The 21,970-nt window shown below is 36.8% G+C and carries 25 protein-coding genes and 1 rRNA gene; 11 read left to right on the top strand and 15 right to left on the bottom strand.

Translation table 11 applies throughout. The annotated features are described in order from the left end of the window. Positions 1-26: 26 nt before the first annotated feature. Together Q0794_RS02150 and recA are read left to right on the top strand one after the other, a co-directional pair. Positions 27-527, top strand: coding sequence for a nicotinamide-nucleotide amidohydrolase family protein (locus Q0794_RS02150; protein ID WP_298939887.1), 501 nt, complete (start codon positions 27-29; stop codon positions 525-527). Between the two features lie 101 nt (positions 528-628). Further along, on the top strand, positions 629-1,672 hold the full coding sequence (gene recA / locus Q0794_RS02155) for a recombinase RecA (protein WP_298939860.1): 1,044 nt from the start codon (positions 629-631) through the stop codon (positions 1,670-1,672). Positions 1,673-1,910: 238 nt separating this feature from the next. Here the strand turns inward: recA and Q0794_RS02160 are convergent, their stop codons facing one another. Together Q0794_RS02160 and Q0794_RS02165 are read right to left on the bottom strand one after the other, a co-directional pair. Beyond that, the gene (locus Q0794_RS02160; protein WP_298939861.1) at positions 1,911-2,228 is read right to left on the bottom strand and encodes an AzlD domain-containing protein; all 318 of its coding nucleotides are present in this window, start codon (positions 2,226-2,228) and stop codon (positions 1,911-1,913) included. After that, positions 2,225-2,938 (bottom strand): AzlC family ABC transporter permease, encoded by a 714-nt coding sequence (locus tag Q0794_RS02165; protein WP_298939862.1) that lies wholly within the window; start codon positions 2,936-2,938, stop codon positions 2,225-2,227. Before Q0794_RS02165 ends, Q0794_RS02160 begins: the two co-directional genes overlap by 4 nt. A 378-nt stretch (positions 2,939-3,316) precedes the next feature. On the opposite strand from Q0794_RS02165, the gene Q0794_RS02170 reads away from it, so the two are divergent. Beyond that, complete coding sequence (locus Q0794_RS02170; RefSeq protein WP_298939863.1) at positions 3,317-3,607, top strand: putative quinol monooxygenase; 291 nt, start codon at positions 3,317-3,319, stop codon at positions 3,605-3,607. Between the two features lie 164 nt (positions 3,608-3,771). On the opposite strand, the gene Q0794_RS02175 is transcribed toward Q0794_RS02170, so the two are convergent. Further along, complete coding sequence (locus Q0794_RS02175) at positions 3,772-4,680, bottom strand: LysR family transcriptional regulator (protein ID WP_298939864.1); 909 nt, start codon at positions 4,678-4,680, stop codon at positions 3,772-3,774. A gap of 178 nt (positions 4,681-4,858) precedes the next feature. Here Q0794_RS02175 and Q0794_RS02180 point away from each other — a divergent pair, with 178 nt between their 5' ends. Then, on the top strand, positions 4,859-5,761 hold the full coding sequence (locus Q0794_RS02180) for a pirin family protein (RefSeq protein WP_298939865.1): 903 nt from the start codon (positions 4,859-4,861) through the stop codon (positions 5,759-5,761). A gap of 152 nt (positions 5,762-5,913) precedes the next feature. Then, a complete protein-coding gene (locus Q0794_RS02185) occupies positions 5,914-6,894 on the top strand; it encodes a glutathione S-transferase family protein (protein WP_298939866.1) in 981 nt (326 codons plus the stop codon). Between the two features lie 109 nt (positions 6,895-7,003). Here the strand turns inward: Q0794_RS02185 and hemW are convergent, their stop codons facing one another. From hemW to Q0794_RS02220, 7 genes are all read right to left on the bottom strand, one after another. After that, the gene (gene hemW / locus Q0794_RS02190; RefSeq protein WP_298939867.1) at positions 7,004-8,146 is read right to left on the bottom strand and encodes a radical SAM family heme chaperone HemW; all 1,143 of its coding nucleotides are present in this window, start codon (positions 8,144-8,146) and stop codon (positions 7,004-7,006) included. Positions 8,147-8,242: 96 nt separating this feature from the next. Further along, complete coding sequence (locus tag Q0794_RS02195) at positions 8,243-8,848, bottom strand: XTP/dITP diphosphatase (protein WP_298939868.1); 606 nt, start codon at positions 8,846-8,848, stop codon at positions 8,243-8,245. Between the two features lie 9 nt (positions 8,849-8,857). Next, on the bottom strand, positions 8,858-9,298 hold the full coding sequence (locus tag Q0794_RS02200; RefSeq protein ID WP_298939869.1) for a DUF4426 domain-containing protein: 441 nt from the start codon (positions 9,296-9,298) through the stop codon (positions 8,858-8,860). 8 nt (positions 9,299-9,306) lie between these two features. Next, positions 9,307-9,591 (bottom strand): DUF167 family protein YggU, encoded by a 285-nt coding sequence (gene yggU, locus Q0794_RS02205; protein WP_298939870.1) that lies wholly within the window; start codon positions 9,589-9,591, stop codon positions 9,307-9,309. A gap of 71 nt (positions 9,592-9,662) precedes the next feature. Beyond that, positions 9,663-10,208 carry a YggT family protein gene (locus tag Q0794_RS02210; protein ID WP_298939871.1) on the bottom strand — a complete coding sequence of 182 codons (546 nt, stop codon included), beginning with the start codon at positions 10,206-10,208 and terminating at the stop codon, positions 9,663-9,665. Positions 10,209-10,352: 144 nt separating this feature from the next. Next, on the bottom strand, positions 10,353-11,177 hold the full coding sequence (gene proC, locus Q0794_RS02215; protein ID WP_298939872.1) for a pyrroline-5-carboxylate reductase: 825 nt from the start codon (positions 11,175-11,177) through the stop codon (positions 10,353-10,355). Between the two features lie 24 nt (positions 11,178-11,201). Continuing rightward, positions 11,202-11,894: a YggS family pyridoxal phosphate-dependent enzyme gene (locus Q0794_RS02220; protein WP_298939873.1), complete on the bottom strand. Its 693-nt coding sequence runs from the start codon at positions 11,892-11,894 to the stop codon at positions 11,202-11,204. Between the two features lie 19 nt (positions 11,895-11,913). On the opposite strand from Q0794_RS02220, the gene Q0794_RS02225 reads away from it, so the two are divergent. The 3 genes from Q0794_RS02225 to yaaA are packed head-to-tail and all read left to right on the top strand — an operon-like array spanning position 11,914 to position 14,860. Next, positions 11,914-12,948 (top strand): type IV pilus twitching motility protein PilT, encoded by a 1,035-nt coding sequence (locus Q0794_RS02225; protein WP_298939874.1) that lies wholly within the window; start codon positions 11,914-11,916, stop codon positions 12,946-12,948. A 9-nt stretch (positions 12,949-12,957) separates the two neighbouring features. Then, positions 12,958-14,061, top strand: coding sequence for a PilT/PilU family type 4a pilus ATPase (locus Q0794_RS02230; RefSeq protein WP_298939875.1), 1,104 nt, complete (start codon positions 12,958-12,960; stop codon positions 14,059-14,061). Between the two features lie 22 nt (positions 14,062-14,083). Next, the gene (gene yaaA / locus Q0794_RS02235; protein ID WP_298939876.1) at positions 14,084-14,860 is read left to right on the top strand and encodes a peroxide stress protein YaaA; all 777 of its coding nucleotides are present in this window, start codon (positions 14,084-14,086) and stop codon (positions 14,858-14,860) included. Positions 14,861-15,003: 143 nt separating this feature from the next. Here yaaA and Q0794_RS02240 read toward each other — a convergent pair whose 3' ends face one another. The 3 genes from Q0794_RS02240 to Q0794_RS02250 form a co-directional block, all read right to left on the bottom strand. Then, positions 15,004-15,807 carry a Cof-type HAD-IIB family hydrolase gene (locus Q0794_RS02240; RefSeq protein ID WP_298939877.1) on the bottom strand — a complete coding sequence of 268 codons (804 nt, stop codon included), beginning with the start codon at positions 15,805-15,807 and terminating at the stop codon, positions 15,004-15,006. Next, entirely contained in the window at positions 15,795-16,922 is a 1,128-nt protein-coding gene (locus tag Q0794_RS02245) for an alpha/beta fold hydrolase (protein ID WP_298939878.1), read from the bottom strand. The genes Q0794_RS02240 and Q0794_RS02245 overlap by 13 nt, the downstream gene beginning before the upstream one ends. A 189-nt stretch (positions 16,923-17,111) precedes the next feature. After that, on the bottom strand, positions 17,112-18,833 hold the full coding sequence (locus Q0794_RS02250; protein WP_298939879.1) for a proline--tRNA ligase: 1,722 nt from the start codon (positions 18,831-18,833) through the stop codon (positions 17,112-17,114). A 164-nt stretch (positions 18,834-18,997) separates the two neighbouring features. Here Q0794_RS02250 and Q0794_RS02255 point away from each other — a divergent pair, with 164 nt between their 5' ends. Then, positions 18,998-19,549: a rhomboid family intramembrane serine protease gene (locus Q0794_RS02255; RefSeq protein ID WP_298939880.1), complete on the top strand. Its 552-nt coding sequence runs from the start codon at positions 18,998-19,000 to the stop codon at positions 19,547-19,549. A gap of 141 nt (positions 19,550-19,690) precedes the next feature. On the opposite strand, the gene tsaA is transcribed toward Q0794_RS02255, so the two are convergent. Together tsaA and rcsF are read right to left on the bottom strand one after the other, a co-directional pair. Next, positions 19,691-20,413, bottom strand: coding sequence for a tRNA (N6-threonylcarbamoyladenosine(37)-N6)-methyltransferase TrmO (gene tsaA, locus Q0794_RS02260; protein ID WP_298939881.1), 723 nt, complete (start codon positions 20,411-20,413; stop codon positions 19,691-19,693). Continuing rightward, positions 20,406-20,786 (bottom strand): Rcs stress response system protein RcsF, encoded by a 381-nt coding sequence (gene rcsF / locus Q0794_RS02265; RefSeq protein WP_298939882.1) that lies wholly within the window; start codon positions 20,784-20,786, stop codon positions 20,406-20,408. The genes tsaA and rcsF overlap by 8 nt, the downstream gene beginning before the upstream one ends. Positions 20,787-20,869: 83 nt before the next feature. Here rcsF and gmhB point away from each other — a divergent pair, with 83 nt between their 5' ends. Both gmhB and Q0794_RS02275 read left to right on the top strand, forming a co-directional pair. Next, positions 20,870-21,421 (top strand): D-glycero-beta-D-manno-heptose 1,7-bisphosphate 7-phosphatase, encoded by a 552-nt coding sequence (gmhB, locus tag Q0794_RS02270; RefSeq protein WP_298939883.1) that lies wholly within the window; start codon positions 20,870-20,872, stop codon positions 21,419-21,421. Positions 21,422-21,908: 487 nt separating this feature from the next. Next, positions 21,909-21,970, top strand: a 16S ribosomal RNA gene (locus Q0794_RS02275); the annotation flags it as partial.

Genomic DNA, 21,970 nt, shown 5'->3' on the forward strand with positions numbered 1-21,970 from the left:
CTATTTCTAAAAAAAGGCGGAAAATGATGTTTACTGAAAAAACCGTTAAAGAATTGGCGCAAGTATTAGGTGAAAAACTGACTAATGCTGGCTTGGTTGCTACAACCGCTGAATCCTGTACCGGAGGTGGTGTAGCATACGCTATTACAGAAATTTCTGGAAGTTCGCTGTGGTTTGACCGTAGTTTTGTTACTTATAGTAATGGTGCTAAAACACAGATGCTAGGTGTTGAAGACCTGTTGATTCAAGAGTGTGGGGCGGTTTCTAAAGAAGTGGTTAATGCCATGGCGATTGGCGCCATAAAAAACTCAGATGCCGATATTGCTGTTGCGATCAGTGGGATTGCTGGACCTGATGGCGGCAGCGAAGAAAAACCAGTTGGTACGGTTTGTATTGCTTGGTATAACGCACATAGTGGACATAAAACTGAAACCTATTTATTTGTAGGTGATCGCTCTGAAGTGAGAACACAAGCAATTCGTTTAGCACTTTTAGGGCTTATAGATAACGTTGATATGCTAAACTAAATAAATATCATCATATTGTTAATAAAAAACTTGATACTGTATAAATGAGCAGTATACTGCATGCATATACAGTAAAACATAAGAAAAACACTGGAGAAAACATGAGTCAGGACGCAAATAAAGATAAAGCATTAGCGGCGGCATTAGGCCAAATTGAGAAACAATTTGGTAAAGGTTCAATCATGCGTCTAGGAGACGGTGCTGCAGCAATGGAAATTGAATCTGTTTCAACTGGCTCATTAGGTTTAGATGTTGCTCTTGGAATAGGTGGTTTACCGTACGGTCGTGTTGTTGAAATATACGGTCCAGAAAGTTCTGGTAAAACGACGCTAACATTGCAAGTTATTGCTGAAGCGCAAAAACAAGGTAAAACTTGTGCGTTTATCGATGCTGAGCATGCGTTAGACCCAAGCTATGCAAAAAAATTAGGTGTTAATGTTGATGATCTTCTTATCTCGCAACCAGATACAGGTGAGCAAGCATTAGAAATCTGTGACATGTTAGTACGTTCAGGTGCTGTTGGTGTCGTGATTGTCGATTCTGTTGCTGCCTTAACACCAAAAGCGGAAATTGAAGGTGACATGGGTGACTCACACATGGGTCTTCAAGCACGTTTAATGTCTCAAGCATTACGTAAACTAACGGGTAACATTAAACAAACGAATACGATGGTTATCTTTATTAACCAAATCCGTATGAAAATTGGTGTGATGTTTGGTAATCCAGAAACAACAACGGGTGGTAATGCATTAAAATTCTATGCATCAGTTCGTTTAGATATTCGTCGTATTGGCGCTGTTAAAAATGGTGACGAAATCACGGGTAATGAAACACGCGTTAAAGTAGTTAAAAATAAAGTATCACCACCGTTTAAACAAGCAGAGTTCCAAATTTTATACGGTCAAGGTATTAATAATTACGGTGAGCTGATCGATTTAGGCGTTAAACAAGAGCTAGTTGAAAAGTCTGGATCTTGGTATTCATATAACGGTAATAAAATCGGACAAGGTAAAACGAATGCATGTAAATTCTTAGATGAAAATCCAGCTTCAGCTAAAGAGTTAGATGCTAAATTACGTGAGATATTATTAAGTAAGCCTGAATTGACACCAGAAGCAGAGAAAGAGCAAGATGCTCCTGAGTAGTAATAGCTTATTACTGTAATGGTTTATTGGCATAACATTTGTTAGCCAGTTTCTAAAACAGCAACAAAAAAGGCGTGATTTCTCACGCCTTTTTTGTTGCTGTCGATTTTGTAACTATCTATTTTGTAAGTAGTTATTTTGTAAATAGCTATTTAGCATCAGTAATTCGTTATCACCTATTTACTCGTTACCTCATTACCCCAACGTATTTAATATTTCGATTTAGCTTTTTAATTTTTTAGGTTATTAATAGTTTAAGTAATAAAAATACGAGCATGCCAAAGAAAATCGTTTTTAAAAGGCTCTTCGTGACTAAGCTAATCACTACACTAATAATCGCTGCCAATAAATAAACATTAGTAAAGCTGATTTCAATATCACCATAAGGCATGACGACTGCAGGTACTATTATTGCGGTTAACACAGCAGGAGGGACAAACTTTAAGGATTGTTGCATCCATATTGGAAAAGTGATTTTCCCTGCAAAAGCAAACATGACAAAACGAATGCCAAATGTAATGGCAAACATTCCTAAAATTAACCAGACTTCATTCATATTTTCTTCTCCTGATTATTAATAGACATTTTTTGCAATTGCATTACTGATAAGCCAGCGGCAACGCCTATTAATGCACTAAGAATCAATCCAAGCTTATTAGGTAAATAAGAAAAGTATAAAGAGGCTATCGCAGCACTGAAGGTTGCACTTAACATCGCTTTACTATTAATGTAAGGCACCACCATACCGATAAAGGTCACTGACATCGCAAACTCTAGACCCCAACTTGTCATATCAGGAATTATATTGCCAAGTACTAAACCAATTGCTGTTGCCGATGACCAGGCGATATAAAAGCTTAATAATGATCCAATATAGAAAAAATGAGCGTACCGATGATCATTACCTAACGGAGAATCAGGTTGATAACGTTGACTCATATTGGCAAAGGTTTCATCGGTTAACCCAAAGGCTAAAAAAGAACGTAATGCGATTGGTAAATGAGCGACTCGAGGTACTAACGCTGTTGCGTATAAAAGATGACGTAAATTAACAACAAAAGTCGTTAATAAAATAATTTCCAGCGGTGCTTGTACTGCAATTAATGCTAAAACAATGAATTGAGCGGACCCTGCAAAAACAAATAATGACATCGCCATCGTTGCCCAAACCGAAAGACCACTCGTTGGTGCCAATGTACCGAATAAAATACCAAAAGGAATACCGCCTATTATCAATGGGATTGCTGCTTTGCAACCCGCTTTCATTTCGGTCTTTTTTAGCTGTTGGGGATTGATAATATTCTCCACGGTTAAGTTGATAAAATAATGACAGTATTTGACCACAGCTGAATGATTTAATAAAACCTTTTGAATAAATTATCAATTAAAGTCGTTTTGATTAATGACATTGACCTATCGATACTAAGGTCTTATCGATCTAGGAAATTTTTGCCATTGAAAATTAGTGCGCTTGGAATATTTATATCGACCTGTTGTTAGAGATAAGTGACATAAATCATAAGCAGTTAACGAATCTTGTTTAAATAATAATTTATGATGCTAATTTGAATCTGCGAATTAAAAAAATAAAATCAATTAAATTATATAGTGATAGATAGTCTTATACTTTAAAAAGGAACATAAATGACAAACCTGACTATTGTAGCGAGTATTAATGTTAAACAAGATAAGATCGATTTTGTAAAAAATGAAATGATTAAGTTGATAGATAAAACTTTACTGGAGGAAGGCTGTGTTCAGTATCGTTTACACCAAGATAATAATAATCCCACTCACTTTCTATTTTATGAATGTTGGGAGTCTCGTGAGTTATGGCAAACACACAGAGAAAATACACACATGATTACATATCGCGCTGCGGTTGAAGGGGCCATCGAATCCTTTGATGTCAGCGAAATGACCGAATTAAGCTAAGCTAAACTGAGTTAAACTTATCTATATCAGTTGTATTCTTCTCATGAGGAATACATTACTACCATTATTTATTAATAAAATTTCGGTTAAGCATTAATAATTTTTTGGTTGAATTTTGTTAAACCTCGACCAAATATAACCCTTCGTTTACTGCATTGTCATTTTTATTGTAGGTTATCCCACAGCGGTTTTTGTGCAAATTTCTCGCTGATAAAATCGATCAATAAACGACAGCGTTGTGATAAAAAACGAGTCTGAGGATACACCGCATAAGCATGAAGAGTCGGTAATTGATGATCCGTTAATATCGGCACTAATTGCCCTTGAGTAATGGCTTGATGAGTAATAAACAGCGGTAAAGCGACAATACCCTGTCCATTAATTGCGACCATTTTTAAAAAATCGCCATTGTTAGCCTTAATTTTTGCACTCACATCAAGTTGATGTTGTTTATGCTGAGGATCTGTAATGTGTAATTTATGATGATCATTTTGTGTATATTGCAATATACGGTGTTGGCTCAATTGGTCGAGATTGGTAGGTTGACCATGTTGCTTTAAATAATCTGGACTCGCACATAAAAAATGACGAATGCTGGTCAGACGCTTGGCTTTTAACGTCGAGTCTTTTAAGTTTGAAATACGAATCGCTAATTCATAACCTTCTTCAACCAAATCAACATGACGATCAGAGAAGTCGATATCAATACAAAGGCTTGTGTGTCGTTGACTAAATTCATCAATAATTGGTGCAAGGTGTGTTAATCCAAAAGACAAAGGAGCAGTTAGCTTTAAAGTGCCTTCTATATTGGTGCTAATACCACTTGTTTGCGCATTTAACTCTGCGACATCATTTAAAATAGTTAATGCTTTTTGATAATAAATACGGCCTGCATCAGTGAGATGAGACTGGCGAGTTGTACGAGAAAGGAGTTGTGTATCAAGTTGTTTTTCTAGTTCGACTAAGCGCCTACTTACCGCAGATTTAGCAATGTCTAATTGTGCTGCTGCTTTACCGATACCGCCAGCCTCTACGATCCTAACAAAGAGTGACATATTTTCCATTTGTCCCATCTATTGTTCTCCATTTGGCAATTATAAATTGAAATTATTGCTGTTTATTCTCCATAGTTCAACAGCTATGATTTGTTTATCTCAATAACTGAGAGCAATACCTGAGATCAATAACTAATAACAGTAACTAATAACAGTAACTAAGAACCATAACTAAGAACAGTAACAGAGGTGAAATATGAATCATATAACAAATGCCACGATGCATAACGTCCAACATCGCTCAGTAAAACCGAGTGAGCGTAGTGTCAAAAAAATTGTTGCTGGTGTTAAAACCTCTGATGGTGATGGCGTTAAGTTAACGCGCATTATTGGTTCTTCACAGCTGGATATGTTGGATCCCTTCCTGTTATTAGACTGTTTTGAAAGTGACCAAGCAGAAGATTATATTGGTGGCTTTCCAACGCATCCTCATCGAGGATTTGAAACGGTGACTTATTTATTGAACGGAAAAATGCGCCATAAAGACAGTGCTGGCAATGAAGGTGTTATTGAGCCGGGTGGTGTGCAATGGATGACCGCAGGTAAAGGTATTTTACATTCAGAAATGCCAGAGCAAGAAGATGGTTTATTAAAAGGTTTCCAGTTATGGGTGAACCTGCCGAGCCATGCAAAAATGAATGAGCCTCAATATCAAGAGTTTTTGCCTGATTCGATGGCGTGTGAACAATTAACCAATGGTGGTCAAATAAACGTTATTGCAGGGACAACGAATCAAGGCACTACTGGTGCAGTAAAAAATGTTCATAGTGAACCTTTATATTTGGATGTTCATTTATCTGCAGGGCAAGTGTTAACACAATCGATTACGTTAAATCATAATGCATTCATCTATGTTATCGAAGGTGAAGTGACTGTTCAAAGTGAACAAAGCAACACTGCTATAGAAGCACTGAAATTAGCTGTTTTAACTAACGGAGAGCAAGTTTCTTTGCAAAGCGGAGTAGAGGGGAGCCGATTTTTATTAATTGCTGGCAAACCTTTCAATGAACCTATTGCGCGTCATGGCCCTTTTGTTATGAATACAAGAGATCAATTATTGCAGGCTTTTGACGATTTTAATCAAGGTAAATTTGCTTAAGTTAATTTAAGAAAAAGCCAATGAATTGGCATGTATATGAAATTTAAAACTCAGTGTGCATTAGTCATTTAAATGGTCAGAAGCTTTAAATGATCGAGTGATTTAAATGATCGCTGAAGTGTTATTAAAAAACAGATAATGAGGAGTAAGTCATGGGATTATTAGTAGACGGGCAGTGGCATAACCAGTGGTACGACACCAAATCAAACAATGGTAAGTTTGTGAGGAGTGAAGCACAATTTAGAAACTGGATCACAGCAGATGGCCAAGCAGGACCTACGGGTAAAGCTGGCTTTAAGGCTGAGGCTGGACGTTATCATTTATATATTTCATTAGCGTGCCCTTGGGCTCACCGCACTTTAATTTTTAGGGAGTTAAAAGGGCTCCAGTCAATGATTGATATTTCGGTAGTAAACTCATTGATGGCAGATGAAGGCTGGACGTTTAAACCAGGAGCGGGCGTTATTGCTGATAGTGTTAATGATGTTTCATTCGCTCACCAGTTATATACGTTGGCAGACCCGACTTATTCAGGGCGGGTTACGGTGCCCATTTTATGGGATAAACAGCAACAAACTATCGTTAGCAACGAGTCTGCAGATATTATTCGTATGTTTAATAGTGCATTTGACGATGTTGGCGCATCTGAAGGGGATTATTATCCTGAACATGCTCAAGATGAGATTAACGAAGTAAACGATTGGATATACCGAGATATTAATAATGGGGTTTACCGTGCAGGTTTTGCAACCACTCAAGCGGCTTATGAAGGTGCGGTCCATGCCGTATTTGAGGCGTTAGATAAAGTAGAGTTACGTTTAAGTACACAGCGTTATTTGTTGGGTAATCAGTTAACAGAGGCCGATTGGCGTTTATTTACGACCTTAATACGTTTTGATGCCGCGTATGTTGGGCATTTTAAATGCAATAAAAAGCGAATTGCTGACTATCCTTCTCTGTCTAATTATCTTCGTGATTTATACCAACATGAAGGCATTGCAAGCACCGTTGATATTGATTATATCAAAGCGCATTATTATGGTTCACATGAGACGATTAACCCAACTCGAATTATTCCTGTTGGTCCTGAGGTCGACTTTATGCAAACTCATGATCGGTCGCGTTTCGCTTAACGTATTGCGTTAATGATTAAAACCGTTACTAGAACGTAATGAAATAGTAACGGTTATCTGTTTGCTAAGTTGATGGAAGTATAGAAACAGGCTTCTTAGAGAGTGTTTATTACTCCATAAAAATGGTTAATAATTCATTTAAGTATCGATGTCCGAAGGGCGTTACTTGGCAGGTGTCTTCTGCGACAGTTATTAAGTTTTTATTAATCGCTTCTTCTAATTGCTTGTCTAAGACACTGCGTGGTAAACCGGTATAGTCTTCAAATTCTATGAATGGAATTGCTTCCATTAAACGTAATCGATTCATCATATACTCAAAGACAAGATCCTCTTTTTGTACAGTATTATAATCATCCATATAAGCGCGTTGTGGATCTAAGTATCCTTTAGGGTGTTTTATCTTTGTCGTTCTCAATATTTTATTTTCTAGTGGTAATGATATTTTTCCGTGCGCACCACATCCAATCCCTAAATAATCACCAAAGCGCCAATAATTTAAATTATGCTGGCATTCCCAGTTCTCTTGGCTATAACCAGAAATTTCATATTGTTGATAACCATGCTCCGCTAATAGTTTCACTCCTTCCAGTTGAATAGCCCACAGAGTTTCATCATCCGGTAATGTAGGTGGGTGTGAAAAGTATTGTGTATTCGGTTCAATAGTCAGTTGATACCATGAAAGGTGTGTCGGCTTTAAGGCAATCGCTGTGTTTAAGTCGCTCATCGCATCTTCTAAACTTTGGTCTGGCAATCCATGCATCAAATCAAGGTTGAATGTTTTCATGCCAACATGATGCGCTTGTTTAGCGGCAGTTTTTGCTTCTTCTACACCATGAATTCTGCCTAGTTTCGTCAGCTTTTCTTGCTGAAAGCTTTGTACGCCAAATGAAAAACGATTAACGCCCGCTTCTTTAAAATCAGCAATTTTTTGATTCTCAATCGCTCCTGGATTTGCTTCTAGGGTTATTTCAATATCGGCTTTAAAGGGAATTAAGTTCTGAACGTTTTCCAGTAACCATTTAATACCCTCAGCAGATATTAAGCTAGGTGTACCTCCTCCAATAAAAATACTGAACAAATCACGTCCTTGAACAAAACTTAGGTCTTGTCTCAGGTCGTCAATAAGCGCGGTTAAATATTCTTTCTCTGGGATCTCGCCACGTAATTTGTGAGAGTTAAAGTCGCAGTAAGGACATTTTTCAATGCACCATGGAATATGAATATATAAACTGAGAGGGGGTAGCTGTAACATGATTTATCCAATCTAAAAAGCGACCTAAATGGTCGCTTCAAAATGTAATGCAATTAATATTTTAAACTGCAAAGTGTAAAGAAAAGAGCTGTGGCGCTAAGCTGATAACTGTTCTTTTAATAAATTAACTAATTGCGTTAATGCTTTACCGCGATGACTTAATTCACTTTTACGCTGTTTTTCTAATTGTGCTGAAGTCGATTGCTCGCTTTCAACCCAAAATACAGGGTCATAACCAAATCCATTCTTACCAACAACACTTTCAGTAATACTGCCTTCCCAAGACCCTTGGCATATAATCGGAGTAGGATCTAATGCATGACGTAAATACACTAAAACACATTGAAAACGTGCTTTACGTTGTTCAGGGTTAATGCCTTCAAGTTTATTAAGTAACTTATCAATATTGTCTTGGTCAGTTGCTGTTTCTCCTGCATAACGAGCAGAGTAAATACCCGGTTGCCCATTTAGGAAATCAACCTCTAATCCTGAGTCATCTGCAATAGCGGGTAAGCCTGTTAGTTTGGCTGCATGACGAGCTTTGATAATCGCATTTTCTACAAAAGTAGTACCTGTTTCAGGGACGTCTGGGACGTTAAATTGGCTTTGTGGTAAAACTTCAATAGAAAAGCTATTTAATAATTCGCTCATCTCTTTTACTTTGCCTTGATTGCCGGTGGCAAGTACCCATTTTTGTTTCATTATATTTCCTTAATCAACATAGAATTTATGTTGAAATTTAAGCGTATTCGATTTTTTTTCTGTTTTGATATTAATATCAAAGTTAACAATTTCTTCATTAGTAAAAGGGTATTCAGCAATATAATAAATGGCCTTACCTTCTTTTATTTGTGTGAATGTTAATTGATGAGTTTGACCAATTAGGTTTTTGCCTGTGCCTTTCAACGTGGCAGCAACCGCTTGGTTATTTTGTCTCGTATCAAGTATCGAAATATTTAATAACCCATTATTTTTGCTTCGTGTTATTTTGTATTGTGTTGCCGTTTCTGGCTGAATAAAGGTACTTGGAATAGCCATATAATGGACTTCAAGGTTTGCAAACTTTTTAAACTGCTCAGCTGTTACCATTGAACTGTTTAATAGCAGTAGACTTAAAAATAACGTTTTAAATATCATCATTGAGCGAAACATATAATCCCTTATTGCGAAAAAAGTGAAGGTAGGTTTTTAGGTTGTTTAATTCGAACTAATTTATGTCGACTTTGTAAGCCTTTTTCTACAGTAATTGCACTTTTTGCTACGTTAAATTGTTTACTTAAGAACTTCACTAAATGTGCATTAGCTTTACCATCAACAGGTGGTGCAGTAATCGCTATTTTCAACTCTTCACCATGCTGGCCAACAAACTGATCTCGGCTCGCTTTAGGTTGTAGATAAAGGCGAAGCAATAAATCTTCGCCTTGATATGAATAATAGTCGCTCATTTAAATGTGCTCATTACAATTATTTGATTGTTAATACTTTGACTATTATTGCTTTTGACATTAATTGTCATTTAGCCTAATAACTGTGCAAGTAAGTCAGTCACTAGTTTTTCTACAAACTGAAGTCCCAGTAATACAACAAGCATTGATAAGTCTAAACCACCCATTGAAGGAATAATGCGACGAACAGGGCTTAATAATGGTTCAGTTAATTGAATCATTACAGCTTCAATTGGGTTTTGACCTTTACTTACCCAGCTTAAGATTGCGCGTATCACTAATACCCAGAATAATAGTTTGAACACTGCTGTGATCAAAATAAACAACGCTGAGATTAATATAATCATCGGGTCAATTGAGTAATTTAATATGGCACTCAAAACTAATATCTTTCCTGCCGCGACAACAAACGCAAACAATATAGTCGCAATATCTAAACCACCATAACCTGGTATGAAACGACGTAATGGCGCGACAATAGGTTGAGTTGCTTTTACAATAAATTGGCTAAACGGATTATAAAAATCCGCTCGAGCTAATTGTAACCAAACTCGTAACAATACAATCATCAAATACAGGTCAAACACAGTATCGATTAAAAAATTAACAGCATTCATTTATTTACTACCTTTTTATACAACTATTAAATATTTTGATTTATCAAGTTCCGCACTTTTAATACGATGCCATTAAACTCAAGTTTTCACACTATTGACTTTAAAAGTCAGAACTATTAAATATAGAATCATTAAATACAGCTATTAAAACAATTTTTCCATTTCAGCGCCACGGTCTGATGCTGCTTGCATTGCTTTCCCTACAATTTCTGGCAAATCTAATTCGTTAAAAGTACGCACCGCTTCTGCCGTTGTGCCACCTTTTGAAATGACGTTATTACGCAGTGTTGCTAAATCCAATTGTGGATTTTGTTTTACCATTTCAGCACTACCAATCGCGGCTTGTTGCACTAGTAAGCGTGCATCTTCTTCACTAAAGCCCATTTCCATTGCTTTAGTTTGCATTGCTTCCATGAATAAGAAGAAATAAGCAGGGGCTGAACCCGCTGCTGCAATCACGCCATTAATTTGAGTTTCTTCTTCTACCCAAACTATCTCACCGACAGCAGCCATTAATTCACCAGAAAATGCTTTATCTTCTTTTGACACTTGTTGTGAGGCGAATAAGCCTGTCATGCCTTTTTGCAGTAATGAGGGGGTATTTGGCATGGTGCGGATCACCGCCGTATTCTCACCTAATATTGATTGTAGTCGTGCCACAGAAACACCCGCAGCAATCGAGATAACTAATTTATTAGCAAAATCAACACCTGCATCGACTAAAGTCTGACAAACAGCTGCCATCATTTGTGGTTTGACACCTAATACAACAACATCAGCCCATTGCGCAGATTGATTATTATCTTGGCTGTTTAAAATAGAAAGATCGTCAGCTAGTTTTTGTGTATTAGTGAGGCTTGGCGCAGAAGCACATATTTGTTTTGCTGGGTAGCCGCTCTTAACTAAACCATTAATGATGCTACCTGCCATGTTGCCTGCACCAATGAAGGTAATGTTTTTATGTTGCATTTTATTATTCCTTACTATTAATTTTTATCTTGAACCAAAAATATCAGTACCAATACGAACCATCGTACTGCCGCATTTAATTGCACTTTCTAAGTCACCGCTCATACCCATGGATAAGGTATCAATATCGGGATACTGCTGTTGTAATGTTTGATATATTTTATGTAATGCTAAAAATTGTTGCTCGACAACTTCTGGGTCATCGCTCTTTTGTGGGATGGCCATAATACCACGAAGTTTTAACCGTGGAAGATCTTGCACTTGTGATGCTAATTCAATTACTTGTGATAAAGTAGTACCCGATTTGCTTTCTTCTCCGCTAATATTAACTTGTAAGCAAATATTGAGAACTGGCAGGCTTTCTGGACGTTGTTCATTTAATCTTTGTGCTATCTTTAAACGGTCTACACTTTGTACCCAATCAAAGTTTTCCGCCACTGGGCGAGTCTTGTTGGATTGTAGTGGACCGATAAAATACCAATGAATTGGTCTATCAAAATCACTATCTGTTTTGATTTGTTGGATTTTTTCTATACTTTCTTGCACATAATTTTCTCCAAAGTGAGATAAACCTTGTGCAAATGCTTGTTTAATTAATGAAACCGGTTTGGTTTTACTGACTGCTAATAACCGCACAGCGTCTTGGCGTTGTGCATTGATACTAGCTTGAGCTATTTTTTGTTCAACAGCTACGATATTGTTAGGTATATTAGTCATATTATTAGGATTTTAAATTATGGATATAACGGAATTATTAGCCTTTAGTGTAAAGCATAAAGCATCAGATCTACACCTTTCTGCAGGTGTTCCTCCAATGATTCGTGTAGATGGTGAAGTACGTAAAATAAATATGCCTGCATTAGAGCATAAAGAAGTACATAGTTTAATATATGACATCATGAATGATAAGCAGCGTAAGGATTTTGAAGAGCAGCTTGAAACCGATTTTTCTTTTGAAATTAAAGAACTAGCACGTTTTCGTGTTAATGCCTTTAATCAAAATCGTGGTGCAGCGGCTGTATTTCGTACCATCCCTAGTGAAGTATTAACATTAGATGACATTAACGCACCTGCTATCTTTAAAGATATTTCAGATTATCCTCGTGGTTTAGTATTAGTGACAGGCCCAACCGGTTCGGGTAAATCGACGACACTTGCGGCAATGGTTGACTACATTAATGAGACTCGAAATGAACATATCCTAACCATTGAAGATCCTATCGAGTTTGTTCACTCCACTAAAAAATCATTAATTAACCAACGTGAAATTCATAAAGATACGTTAAGTTTTGATATGGCACTACGTAGTGCATTGCGTGAAGATCCCGATGTTATTCTCATTGGTGAGATGCGTGATCTTGAAACAATTCGTTTGGCATTAACCGCCGCTGAAACAGGTCACTTAGTCTTTGGTACCTTACACACAACTTCGGCTGCTAAAACCATTAGTCGTATTGTTGATGTATTTCCTGCTGCAGAAAAAGCAATGGTACGTTCAATGTTATCTGAGTCGCTCCGTGCCGTTATTTCACAAACATTACTGAAGAAAAATGGAGGGGGACGAGTAGCTGCACATGAAATTATGATTGGTGTTCCAGCTATTCGTAACTTAATCCGAGAAGATAAAGTCGCACAAATGTACTCGGTTATTCAAACGGGTAAAATACATGGCATGCAAACACTTGATCAATGTCTTCGTGATTTAGTTGCTCAAGGAGTTGCATCTTATGAAGATGCAGCATCAAAAGCGATGGATCCTAAAACATTTTAAGAGGTTGTTATGTTAGAGAAATTATTAGGTTACTTAGATAAATCAAAAGGATCTGACTTATATATTTCTGTTGGTCTTCCACCAACGATTAAATTAAATGGTCGGTTAGAGTCGTTATCAGAAGATGACCTTATGGCCGATGATATTTATGATTTATTAGAAAGCGCATTGGATGAAGATAGCTTCATTGAATTTAAACGTAAAAAAGAAGCTAACTTTGCTCTGCATATTCCAAGTATCGGGCGTTTTCGTATTAGTGCTTTTATGCAAAAAGACTCCCCTGGTATTGTGGTGCGTCGGATCCAAGAAAAAATTCCTACTTTTAATGACTTACTATTACCTGAACAATTAAAAGATGCCTGCATGGCTAAACGTGGCTTAATCTTATTTGTTGGAGCGACAGGGGCAGGTAAGTCAAGCACACAAGCAGCAATGATTGGCTACCGTAATACACATGCATCGGGGCATATTTTTACTGTTGAAGATCCGATTGAATTTATACATGAACATGCTCGTTCTGTTATTACGCAAAGAGAAGTAGGGTTAGATACAGATTCTTTTGAGGAAGCATTACGTAATTCATTACGACAAGCACCTGATGTCATTGTTCAAGGTGAGATTAGAACCCGTGAAACAATGGAGTTTGCATTAAACTTTGCTGGAACAGGGCATCTTTGTATGGCAACTTTACATGCAAATAATGCAAACCAAGCGTTAGACCGTATTTTACATTTAGTGCCTAAAGAAGTTCATCGTCAATTCTTGTATGATTTGTCTGTTAATTTAAAAGCGATTGTGGCTCAACAATTAATTCCTACACCAGACGGGAAAGGAAGCAGAGCGGCTTTTGAAATTTTGTTTAATACGCCGACGGTTGCCAATGCAATTCGTAAAGGTGAATTATATGATCTCAAAGAAATCATGACCTCATCAACAGAGCACGGAATGCAAACCTTTGACCAAGCTCTATTTAAATTATATTCAGATGGTAGAATAAGTTATGTTGAAGCATTAGCGCATGCGGATTCAGAAAATGATTTACGTTTAATGATTAAATTGGAAATGGGCACTGAATCAACACCCAACACTTTAAGTCATTTAACCATTAACTGATATTGATAGATTAGGAAAAAATATGATAGTTGTTATCTCTCCGGCAAAAACATTAGATTTTGAAACACCGGCGACGACTTCTGAATTTACAGAAGCAAATTTATTAAAGCAAAGTCAGTTATTAATAAATCGTTGTCAAGAATTATCAATGCAAGATATTGCTTCATTAATGAAAGTCAGCGATAAAATTGCAGGCTTAAATGTCGCGCGTTTTGCAGAATGGAAAACACCTTTTTCATTAACTAAAGATGCTAAACAATGTTTGTTCGCCTTTAAAGGTGATGTTTATACTGGTTTAGATGCTGAAACGTTAAATGAAACGGCATTGCAATATTCACAACAGAATTTACGCATTCTATCTGGTTTATATGGTTTATTACGTCCTTTAGATTTAATGCTCGCATACAGACTTGAAATGGGCACTCGTTTAGATAATGAACGTGGTACTAACCTTTATCAATTCTGGGGTGATTTAATCACTGAGCAATTAAACAAACAGCTAGCCGCTCAAGATTCTGCCTATTTAGTTAACTTAGCGTCTAATGAGTACTTTAAAGCGGTTAAAACTAAAGCGTTAAAAGCGACAGTGATAACGCCTATTTTTAAAGATCAAAAAAATGGACAGTACAAAGTTATTAGCTTCTATGCGAAAAAAGCACGTGGTTTAATGACACGCTATATTATGGAAAATGAAATAACTGATATTGAACAATTAAAAGGTTTCAGTGTTGATGGTTATTACTTTGTTGAAGCCGCTTCAACAGCAACTGATTTAGTTTTTCAGCGTGATGAGCAATAATAACTGATTAGTTTTATAGCTTACGTACGCAGCTTAGTGAAAAGCCCCATTCTGTTATTGATACGGAATGGGGCTTTAATATTTTAGATTGAAACGTTTAGGTATTTAAAGGTTTATATGCTCTACTATTCGCGCTTAATTATTTAATTTAAAGCAACGCTTAAAATCGCATCCATCTTAATCGCAACACCATGCTCTTTGGATGATTGAGTAATTTCGGCATCAGGCAGTGCATTTAAAAGATCTTGTTGTGAGTTAGCCATTAATATAGGTTTACCAACCATTTTTAACATTTCAACGTCATTCATTCCATCACCAAAAGCAATTGCTTGTTGGGTGGTTAAATTCATTGTCTTCAGAACGGCATTTACCGCTGCACCTTTATTGGTATTCGCTTCCATGACCTCTAAGCATTTATCTAATGAGAAAGTCAGGTTAATCCTATCTGCAAACTGTGCGTGTAATGTTTTATAAATCACATCTAACTTTTCTCTATCTCCCCAAAAAAATATTTTAATAGTGTTTGATTTGTCGATTACTTTTAAGTCAGTTGCTTGGCAATGAAAGTCTGTATCAATGCTCATGCCTGTTAACGCTTGTATTGAAAAGTTAGCGAACCATGCTTGATCTGTAAATAAGTTTATTTGTACCGATGGATCGAAACTACTTTCACAGATAGCCGTTGCGATATCAGTAGGTAAGTTCTGCTTTAAAATAATATGGCCGTGTTGATCATGTATACGCGCCCCATTTGAAGTGATCAGAGGAATTGGTGCACCTAACTCATCTTGAATTTTTTTGGCCTCTATGTAATGGCGTCCAGTGGCGATAACAAACTTTCTACCACTGTTTCTCCATTGCTGAATACTTTCTGTAGTTTTACTTGACACTTTATGGTCTGGTCCAAGTAAGGTTCCATCAAGATCTGAGATGGCTATTTTATACATGACAGTTTACCTTGTTGAGATTGTTGAAAGAAATCGAGTACTTCGTTTATTGCTGGTATTCTGTATTGGTCTTGCTCTAACAGTAGTTCATGTCGAGCACCTTCTATACGTATCAACTTATTACCCTTGCAATGTTTTGTATTGGCAAAAAATGCATCTTGGCCTTGTTCTGTTACAACCGTGTCTGCGCCACCCTTAATAACCATAATAGGGATATCAATATTCGAGGCATTTTGAATCGCTTTTTCTGTTGCAAATAAACTTTCATTTATCCAGCGCATTGTCGGTCCACCCAATTGAGTTTCAGGTGTTTCATTGAATGTATTTGAACTAGATAGGAAGCGTTTAGAACTACTGGTTAATACATTGTGCTCAAAAGGAGTTTGTTTATAAGGGCCTACTCCTGGTGCATAACAAGCTATATCACTAAACCAACGACAGATTAGGTTACTGATATAAGTAATTACCTTTGCAACAAAAACAGGCAGAGCCCCGAGATTAATAGAAAACATAGGGCTCAATAAAACAGCTGCAGAGAAAGGGTGTGGTTGTTCTTCTAAATATAAAGCGCCTATCGCACTGCCCATTGAATGAGCCAATATAAAACGAGACTGGTAATGTCGTTCTAACTGTAATGAATTTACAAAGGTAGTTAGGTCGGTAATATAATCATTAAAATTTTGAACATGACCACGATGTGCATCACCACCTAAGCGACTTGAAAATCCCTGACCACGATGATCAATTAAAAAAACGTCATATCCTTGGTGACTTAAATCAAAAGCTAATTCTTTATATTTTAATACAGATTCATTGCGACCTTGACTAATGACAATAGCACTAGCACTGCCTGTTTTAATGTGAACGGTATTAATGGTGCCGCCCACTTCACTTTTGAATGTTTTAATTTGAGCATGTTTATCCCAAAAAGCATTAATAACAGGAGAGAAATGACTATCAAGGCTCGCTTCTGTATTGAGTTGATACTTATTATCTAAGCTGTTATCTAATTTACTGTTTAGTGTGCTCTCTAGCATTGGGGTATCAGCCTGACCTACGATAGGTAATAAAGTAAAAAGAAAAGGTAATAATAAAACTCTTAAAAAGTATGCCATATAAACTCTGTTTTGATTAAGTGTTAACTAGGTTTTGTTTAAGAGGATATTGATACTAATCTACTATGAAAGTAGTTTAATAAAAAGAGTAGGAATGTGTCGGCGTTGCTTTAAGAAAGTGTAGTGACAAAAAACCACGCAATAAAAGCGTGGTTTTAATAAGTGTATATTAAAAGGTTATGTTCTTATTTAAGCAAATTTCGCTTTAATAAATTCAACCACTTCCTCAATTTTAACTTCTTTTTTCTCACCAGAAGCACGATCTTTATATTCAATAACACCGTTATCAATACTACGATCGCCAATGACTAAGGTATGTGGAATACCGATTAGCTCAGCATCTGCAAACATAATACCTGGACGTTCTTTACGATCATCTAATAATACTTCAATACCGGCTGCTGTTAACTCGGCGTAATATTGCTCTGCTAAATCTGCAACACGATGAGATTTTTTCATATTCATCGGCACGATAACAACAGCGAAAGGCGCAAGTGTATCATTCCAGATAATACCGTTTGCATCATTGTTCTGTTCAATGGCTGCTGCAACAATACGTGAAATACCAATGCCGTAACAACCCATGGTCATTACTTGGTTTTTGCCTTGTTGGTTTAATACTGCAGCATTCATTGATTTTGCGTACGTATCACCTAATTGGAAAATATGACCCACTTCGATACCACGTGCTATTGATAGTGTACCTTTACCACATGGACTTGGGTCACCTTCAACAACTTCACGTAAATCAGCAATTTCATAATCACTAATATCGCGATCCCAGTTAACGCCAGTTAAATGTTTACCTGTTTCGTTTGCACCACAAACAAAGTCAGCTAATTTTTCAGCTGAGCGATCCACAATAGTACGGATAGTTAAGCCTTTAGGACCGATTGAACCCGCATCACAATTTGCAGCATCCATAATCTGTTGAGCACTTGCAAAGCATAATGGACTTGCAATGCCTTCAATATGCTCAACTTTAATCTCGTTCAAGTTGTGATCGCCGCGTAATACTAATGCGATAACAGGTACAGCCTCATCTTTCTTTACTTCACCTTGTACTAATAGGGTTTTTACTACTTGTGAAGCAGGAATATTAAGTAAGTTACTAACATCATCAATAGTATGTACATCTGGTGTATCAATGATTGCAACATCTGCATTTGCTGCTGGGCGTTCAAACGTTGGCGTAAGCGCTTCTGCTTTTTCAATGTTTGCTGCGTAATCACTTTGGTCCGAAAATACAATCGCATCTTCACCGCTTGATGCTAAAACATGGAACTCATGAGAAGCACTACCACCAATACTACCTGTATCAGCTATCACTGGACGATACTCTAGCCCTAAACGATCAAAAATACGGCAGTAAGCATTGAACATATTTTGATATGTTTTTTCTAAACACTCTTGCTCAAGGTGGAAAGAGTAAGCGTCTTTCATGGTGAATTCACGTGCGCGCATCACACCAAAACGAGGACGAGTTTCATCACGGAATTTAGTTTGAATTTGGAATAAGTTAAGTGGCAGCTGTTTGTAACTATTAACTTCTTTACGTACTAATTCTGTTACCACTTCTTCATGCGTTGGACCTAAAACGAAATCACGGTTGTTACGATCTTTAATACGTAACAACTCTCCACCGAATTTGTCCCAACGACCTGTTTCATGCCATAAATCTGCTGGTTGTACGACGGGCATTAAAATTTCAACAACACCTGCACGTTCCATTTCTTCACGCACAATGTTTTCTACTTTACGTAAAACGCGCAAACCTGTCGGCAACCAAGTGTATAGACCTGATGCTAATTTACGGATCATACCTGCGCGTAACATCAGCTGGTGGCTGGCAATTACTGCATCACTTGGTGCTTCTTTTTGAGTGGATAATAAATAATTGGTAGTACGCATGGTGATCCTTGTTGATAGTTTTCTATCGATTGCTTATATAAAAGTTGGCTGATTTTAGCAGTCGATGGCTATGGACTAAAGCACTGTTAACTGTTTTAACTCAATAATGTTGTGTTTTTGCCCTAAATTTAGTTAGTTTTACATAATCTTTAAGAGGAACCTATATGCAACGATATCTAAAACCAGCAAAACATAGTTTAGTGATTATGTTGTGCTGTACCATTTTATTACTTATTAATAGTGTTTTTACCGTTAATCGTTTTGGTATTGCTCCGCGAGAAGCCAGCCATTTATCGGGAATACTCTTTGCTCCATTTCTACATGGCGGTTGGGCACATCTGATTAGTAACTTTTTTCCTTTTGTTATTTTTTCAAGTTTAATTGGATTACATAGTTTAAGACGTTTTTGGCTTGTTTTTATATTATCGATATTAAGCACGGGGACTTTAGTTTGGTTATTTGCGAGAGGTGGCAGTATTCATATTGGGATGAGTGGGGTCGTTTATGCCATGTGGGGATACTTAATTGTTTACGGATTTAGACAAAGGCATTTTAGAGATATCATTATCTCTGTATTAGTCTTAGTCGTTTATGGAGGGTTAGTGTTTGGTGTCTTACCGAGTTCACCCAACATCTCTTATGAAAGTCATTTATTTGGTGCTTTAGCGGGTGGTGTTATTGGTTATCTTTTATCAAAGTCTAAAGTAAGTGTATAAAAATAAGAACGACTTAATGGTATGACAGCGTTTACCATTAGGTCGCTACAAGTTAAGCTTTGGATCTTTAAAAATTGACTATTGAATCGAAGTAATTGCACTTATCTATGCAAATTTAGGTTTATGCGAATCTAGGAAGAATCAAACCAATTCAATAGATAAAACAGTAATTGTGTCCAATGTGCATTGCCACTTAATATTAAAGTCAGAAAGGTGCATTGCATAAACCTTTGTATCTGGTTTTAGTTTTTTATAAGCAGGTCGCGGATCTTGTTGTAATACTTCAATAATAAATTGTTGTAAATCTTGATATTGTTCAGATAACGCGTGAAGTTGTAAGCGAGCTTTGTCATTAAAGCTCACTGCTAATGTTAGTGCTGGAGATATTTGTGCAAAACCTGCTTTAGCTTCTGGAATAGAGTCGGCATAGGGAATATAAGGTTTAATATCAACAATAGGTGTGCCATCTACTAAATCTATATTACTCAATGAAAGGAATAACTTGCCATCGCGTTGAATCAATCCATGAAACTCTACTAATGATAAACCAATTGAATTAGGACGATTTGGGCTACGAGTGGCAAATACACCAACTCGTTTATTACCTCCTAAGCGTGGAGGACGTACAGTAGGAGACCACTTACTTTCAGTATCAGTGGTTGTTATGTTTTTATGGAACTCAAAAATTAGCCATAAATGACTAAAATCATCTAACCCATTAAAAGCATTAATATCATCATAGGGCGGTAATATCTCTAACTCCGCTTTTGCACTAGGCACTAAGCCCGGCTGTCTTGGTACTGCAAACTTCTCTTTATAGGGAGAGTGAATCGTTGCTATTACCTGATGCTGAAAATTATTCATCAACAGGTAGTTCTACATCTAATGCACGTCCGTAACAAATCACATTACTAACGCAGGTTTCATCTCGTTCAATATTGAGACAAGAGTGAAATATAATACCGTTAGCATTCATATCTGCGGCATTGAATCTTGCTTTAGTACGTGCTTCGCGTTGACTGGCAGGAACATCTATTTCAGCTTCCTGACAACTACTTCCTTCGACTGCACCTAAAACAGTATATTCGAGATCTAATAACTGTTTTTTATCATAAACAATTACGTGAGAGGGTTTGAAGTAATTATCGAAGTTTTCCTTATCAACATTGGAGTGAAATTGATAATTACTACAACCAGAAACAAGGGCGATGAAAATAATAACAATAAGTCTATTCATAGTAGGTACTCTTTATTGATAGTAGGAGATAATAATGGATGGCATAATAACATCATTAAACAACGCTGAAATAGAGAAGTAAAATGAGTAATGCAAAACCCGCAATATTTTTAGACCGAGATGGTGTCATTAACAAAGATAATGGTTATGTTTCACAGAGAGATGATTTTGAATTTATTGAAGGTACTATTGAAGCCTGTATTGAACTTCAGAAAAAAGGTTACCTACTAGTTGTTATCACCAACCAATCAGGAATTGCACGTGGTTTATTCACTGAAGCGCAATTTAATACATTAACTGAATGGATGGATTGGTCTATGTCTGATCGCGGTGTCGATTTAGATGGTATTTACTATTGTCCTCATCATAGTGAAGAAGGCCAAGGTGAATTTAAAATTGACTGTGAATGCCGTAAGCCAAAACCTGGGATGTTAATGAATGCCATTGAAGATCTCAATATAGATATAGATGCATCAATTTTGGTGGGCGATAAAACGTCTGACTTACAAGCAGGTATCGCTGCAGGGATTAAAACTAACTATTTAGTACGTTCAGGTAAAGAGATCACTGAACAGGGCGAATCATTAGCAACGGCTATATTTGATGATCTTGCTGCAATTGCTAAAGCCATCTAATAACTCTGTGGATAACTTGGTCATTTTTGTGTGTAACTTGTGGCCAAAGTAAGTATAAAAATTAATTGTAAATAATCATCATAAAACGCTTGCGAATAGTTTCGCTATCCCTATAATACGCCGCACAGACAAGGACGGAGGCGCAAGCCACTAACCAAAACTGAGAATAGTTTTTAACGTATTAACGCTTCGTAGTTCGCTTCGAAATTAAGTTAAATTAAGACGTTGACATTGTTCGAAAGGCGCGTAATATACGCCGCCTAGCCTAAAGGCACGCTCTTTAACAATTTAATCAAACAATCTGTGTGAGCACTTGTTGTTGATGTGATTTCAAAAAAATCAAAGTCCTTTCTTGTAAAGGCAACATCAATAATAGTGACACACGAATTAATTCATTAATTCAGAATAACAATCGTTGTTTATTTATAAGCAACAATAGTTTTAGTCAGTAATATTGAGTCGCAACTTAGGTTGCAAATTAAACTTTAAATTGAAGAGTTTGATCATGGCTCAGATTGAACGCTGGCGGCAGGCTTAACACATGCAAGT

Origin of the sequence: uncultured Psychromonas sp. (assembly GCF_947489755.1) — a bacterium.
GTDB lineage: Bacteria > Pseudomonadota > Gammaproteobacteria > Enterobacterales > Psychromonadaceae > Psychromonas.

Excerpts from the sequence above, each read along its gene's own strand:
- Q0794_RS02150 (WP_298939887.1), top strand. The coding sequence starts at position 27 with ATGTTTACTGAAAAAACCGTTAAAGAATTGGCGCAAGTATTAGGTGAA.
- recA (WP_298939860.1), top strand. The coding sequence starts at position 629 with ATGAGTCAGGACGCAAATAAAGATAAAGCATTAGCGGCGGCATTAGGC.
- Q0794_RS02160 (WP_298939861.1), bottom strand. The coding sequence starts at position 2,228 with ATGAATGAAGTCTGGTTAATTTTAGGAATGTTTGCCATTACATTTGGC.
- Q0794_RS02165 (WP_298939862.1), bottom strand. The coding sequence starts at position 2,938 with ATGAAAGCGGGTTGCAAAGCAGCAATCCCATTGATAATAGGCGGTATT.
- Q0794_RS02170 (WP_298939863.1), top strand. The coding sequence starts at position 3,317 with ATGACAAACCTGACTATTGTAGCGAGTATTAATGTTAAACAAGATAAG.
- Q0794_RS02175 (WP_298939864.1), bottom strand. The coding sequence starts at position 4,680 with ATGGGACAAATGGAAAATATGTCACTCTTTGTTAGGATCGTAGAGGCT.
- Q0794_RS02180 (WP_298939865.1), top strand. The coding sequence starts at position 4,859 with ATGAATCATATAACAAATGCCACGATGCATAACGTCCAACATCGCTCA.
- Q0794_RS02185 (WP_298939866.1), top strand. The coding sequence starts at position 5,914 with ATGGGATTATTAGTAGACGGGCAGTGGCATAACCAGTGGTACGACACC.
- hemW (WP_298939867.1), bottom strand. The coding sequence starts at position 8,146 with ATGTTACAGCTACCCCCTCTCAGTTTATATATTCATATTCCATGGTGC.
- Q0794_RS02195 (WP_298939868.1), bottom strand. The coding sequence starts at position 8,848 with ATGAAACAAAAATGGGTACTTGCCACCGGCAATCAAGGCAAAGTAAAA.
- Q0794_RS02200 (WP_298939869.1), bottom strand. The coding sequence starts at position 9,298 with ATGTTTCGCTCAATGATGATATTTAAAACGTTATTTTTAAGTCTACTG.
- yggU (WP_298939870.1), bottom strand. The coding sequence starts at position 9,591 with ATGAGCGACTATTATTCATATCAAGGCGAAGATTTATTGCTTCGCCTT.
- Q0794_RS02210 (WP_298939871.1), bottom strand. The coding sequence starts at position 10,208 with ATGAATGCTGTTAATTTTTTAATCGATACTGTGTTTGACCTGTATTTG.
- proC (WP_298939872.1), bottom strand. The coding sequence starts at position 11,177 with ATGCAACATAAAAACATTACCTTCATTGGTGCAGGCAACATGGCAGGT.
- Q0794_RS02220 (WP_298939873.1), bottom strand. The coding sequence starts at position 11,894 with ATGACTAATATACCTAACAATATCGTAGCTGTTGAACAAAAAATAGCT.
- Q0794_RS02225 (WP_298939874.1), top strand. The coding sequence starts at position 11,914 with ATGGATATAACGGAATTATTAGCCTTTAGTGTAAAGCATAAAGCATCA.
- Q0794_RS02230 (WP_298939875.1), top strand. The coding sequence starts at position 12,958 with ATGTTAGAGAAATTATTAGGTTACTTAGATAAATCAAAAGGATCTGAC.
- yaaA (WP_298939876.1), top strand. The coding sequence starts at position 14,084 with ATGATAGTTGTTATCTCTCCGGCAAAAACATTAGATTTTGAAACACCG.
- Q0794_RS02240 (WP_298939877.1), bottom strand. The coding sequence starts at position 15,807 with ATGTATAAAATAGCCATCTCAGATCTTGATGGAACCTTACTTGGACCA.
- Q0794_RS02245 (WP_298939878.1), bottom strand. The coding sequence starts at position 16,922 with ATGGCATACTTTTTAAGAGTTTTATTATTACCTTTTCTTTTTACTTTA.
- Q0794_RS02250 (WP_298939879.1), bottom strand. The coding sequence starts at position 18,833 with ATGCGTACTACCAATTATTTATTATCCACTCAAAAAGAAGCACCAAGT.
- Q0794_RS02255 (WP_298939880.1), top strand. The coding sequence starts at position 18,998 with ATGCAACGATATCTAAAACCAGCAAAACATAGTTTAGTGATTATGTTG.
- tsaA (WP_298939881.1), bottom strand. The coding sequence starts at position 20,413 with ATGAATAATTTTCAGCATCAGGTAATAGCAACGATTCACTCTCCCTAT.
- rcsF (WP_298939882.1), bottom strand. The coding sequence starts at position 20,786 with ATGAATAGACTTATTGTTATTATTTTCATCGCCCTTGTTTCTGGTTGT.
- gmhB (WP_298939883.1), top strand. The coding sequence starts at position 20,870 with ATGAGTAATGCAAAACCCGCAATATTTTTAGACCGAGATGGTGTCATT.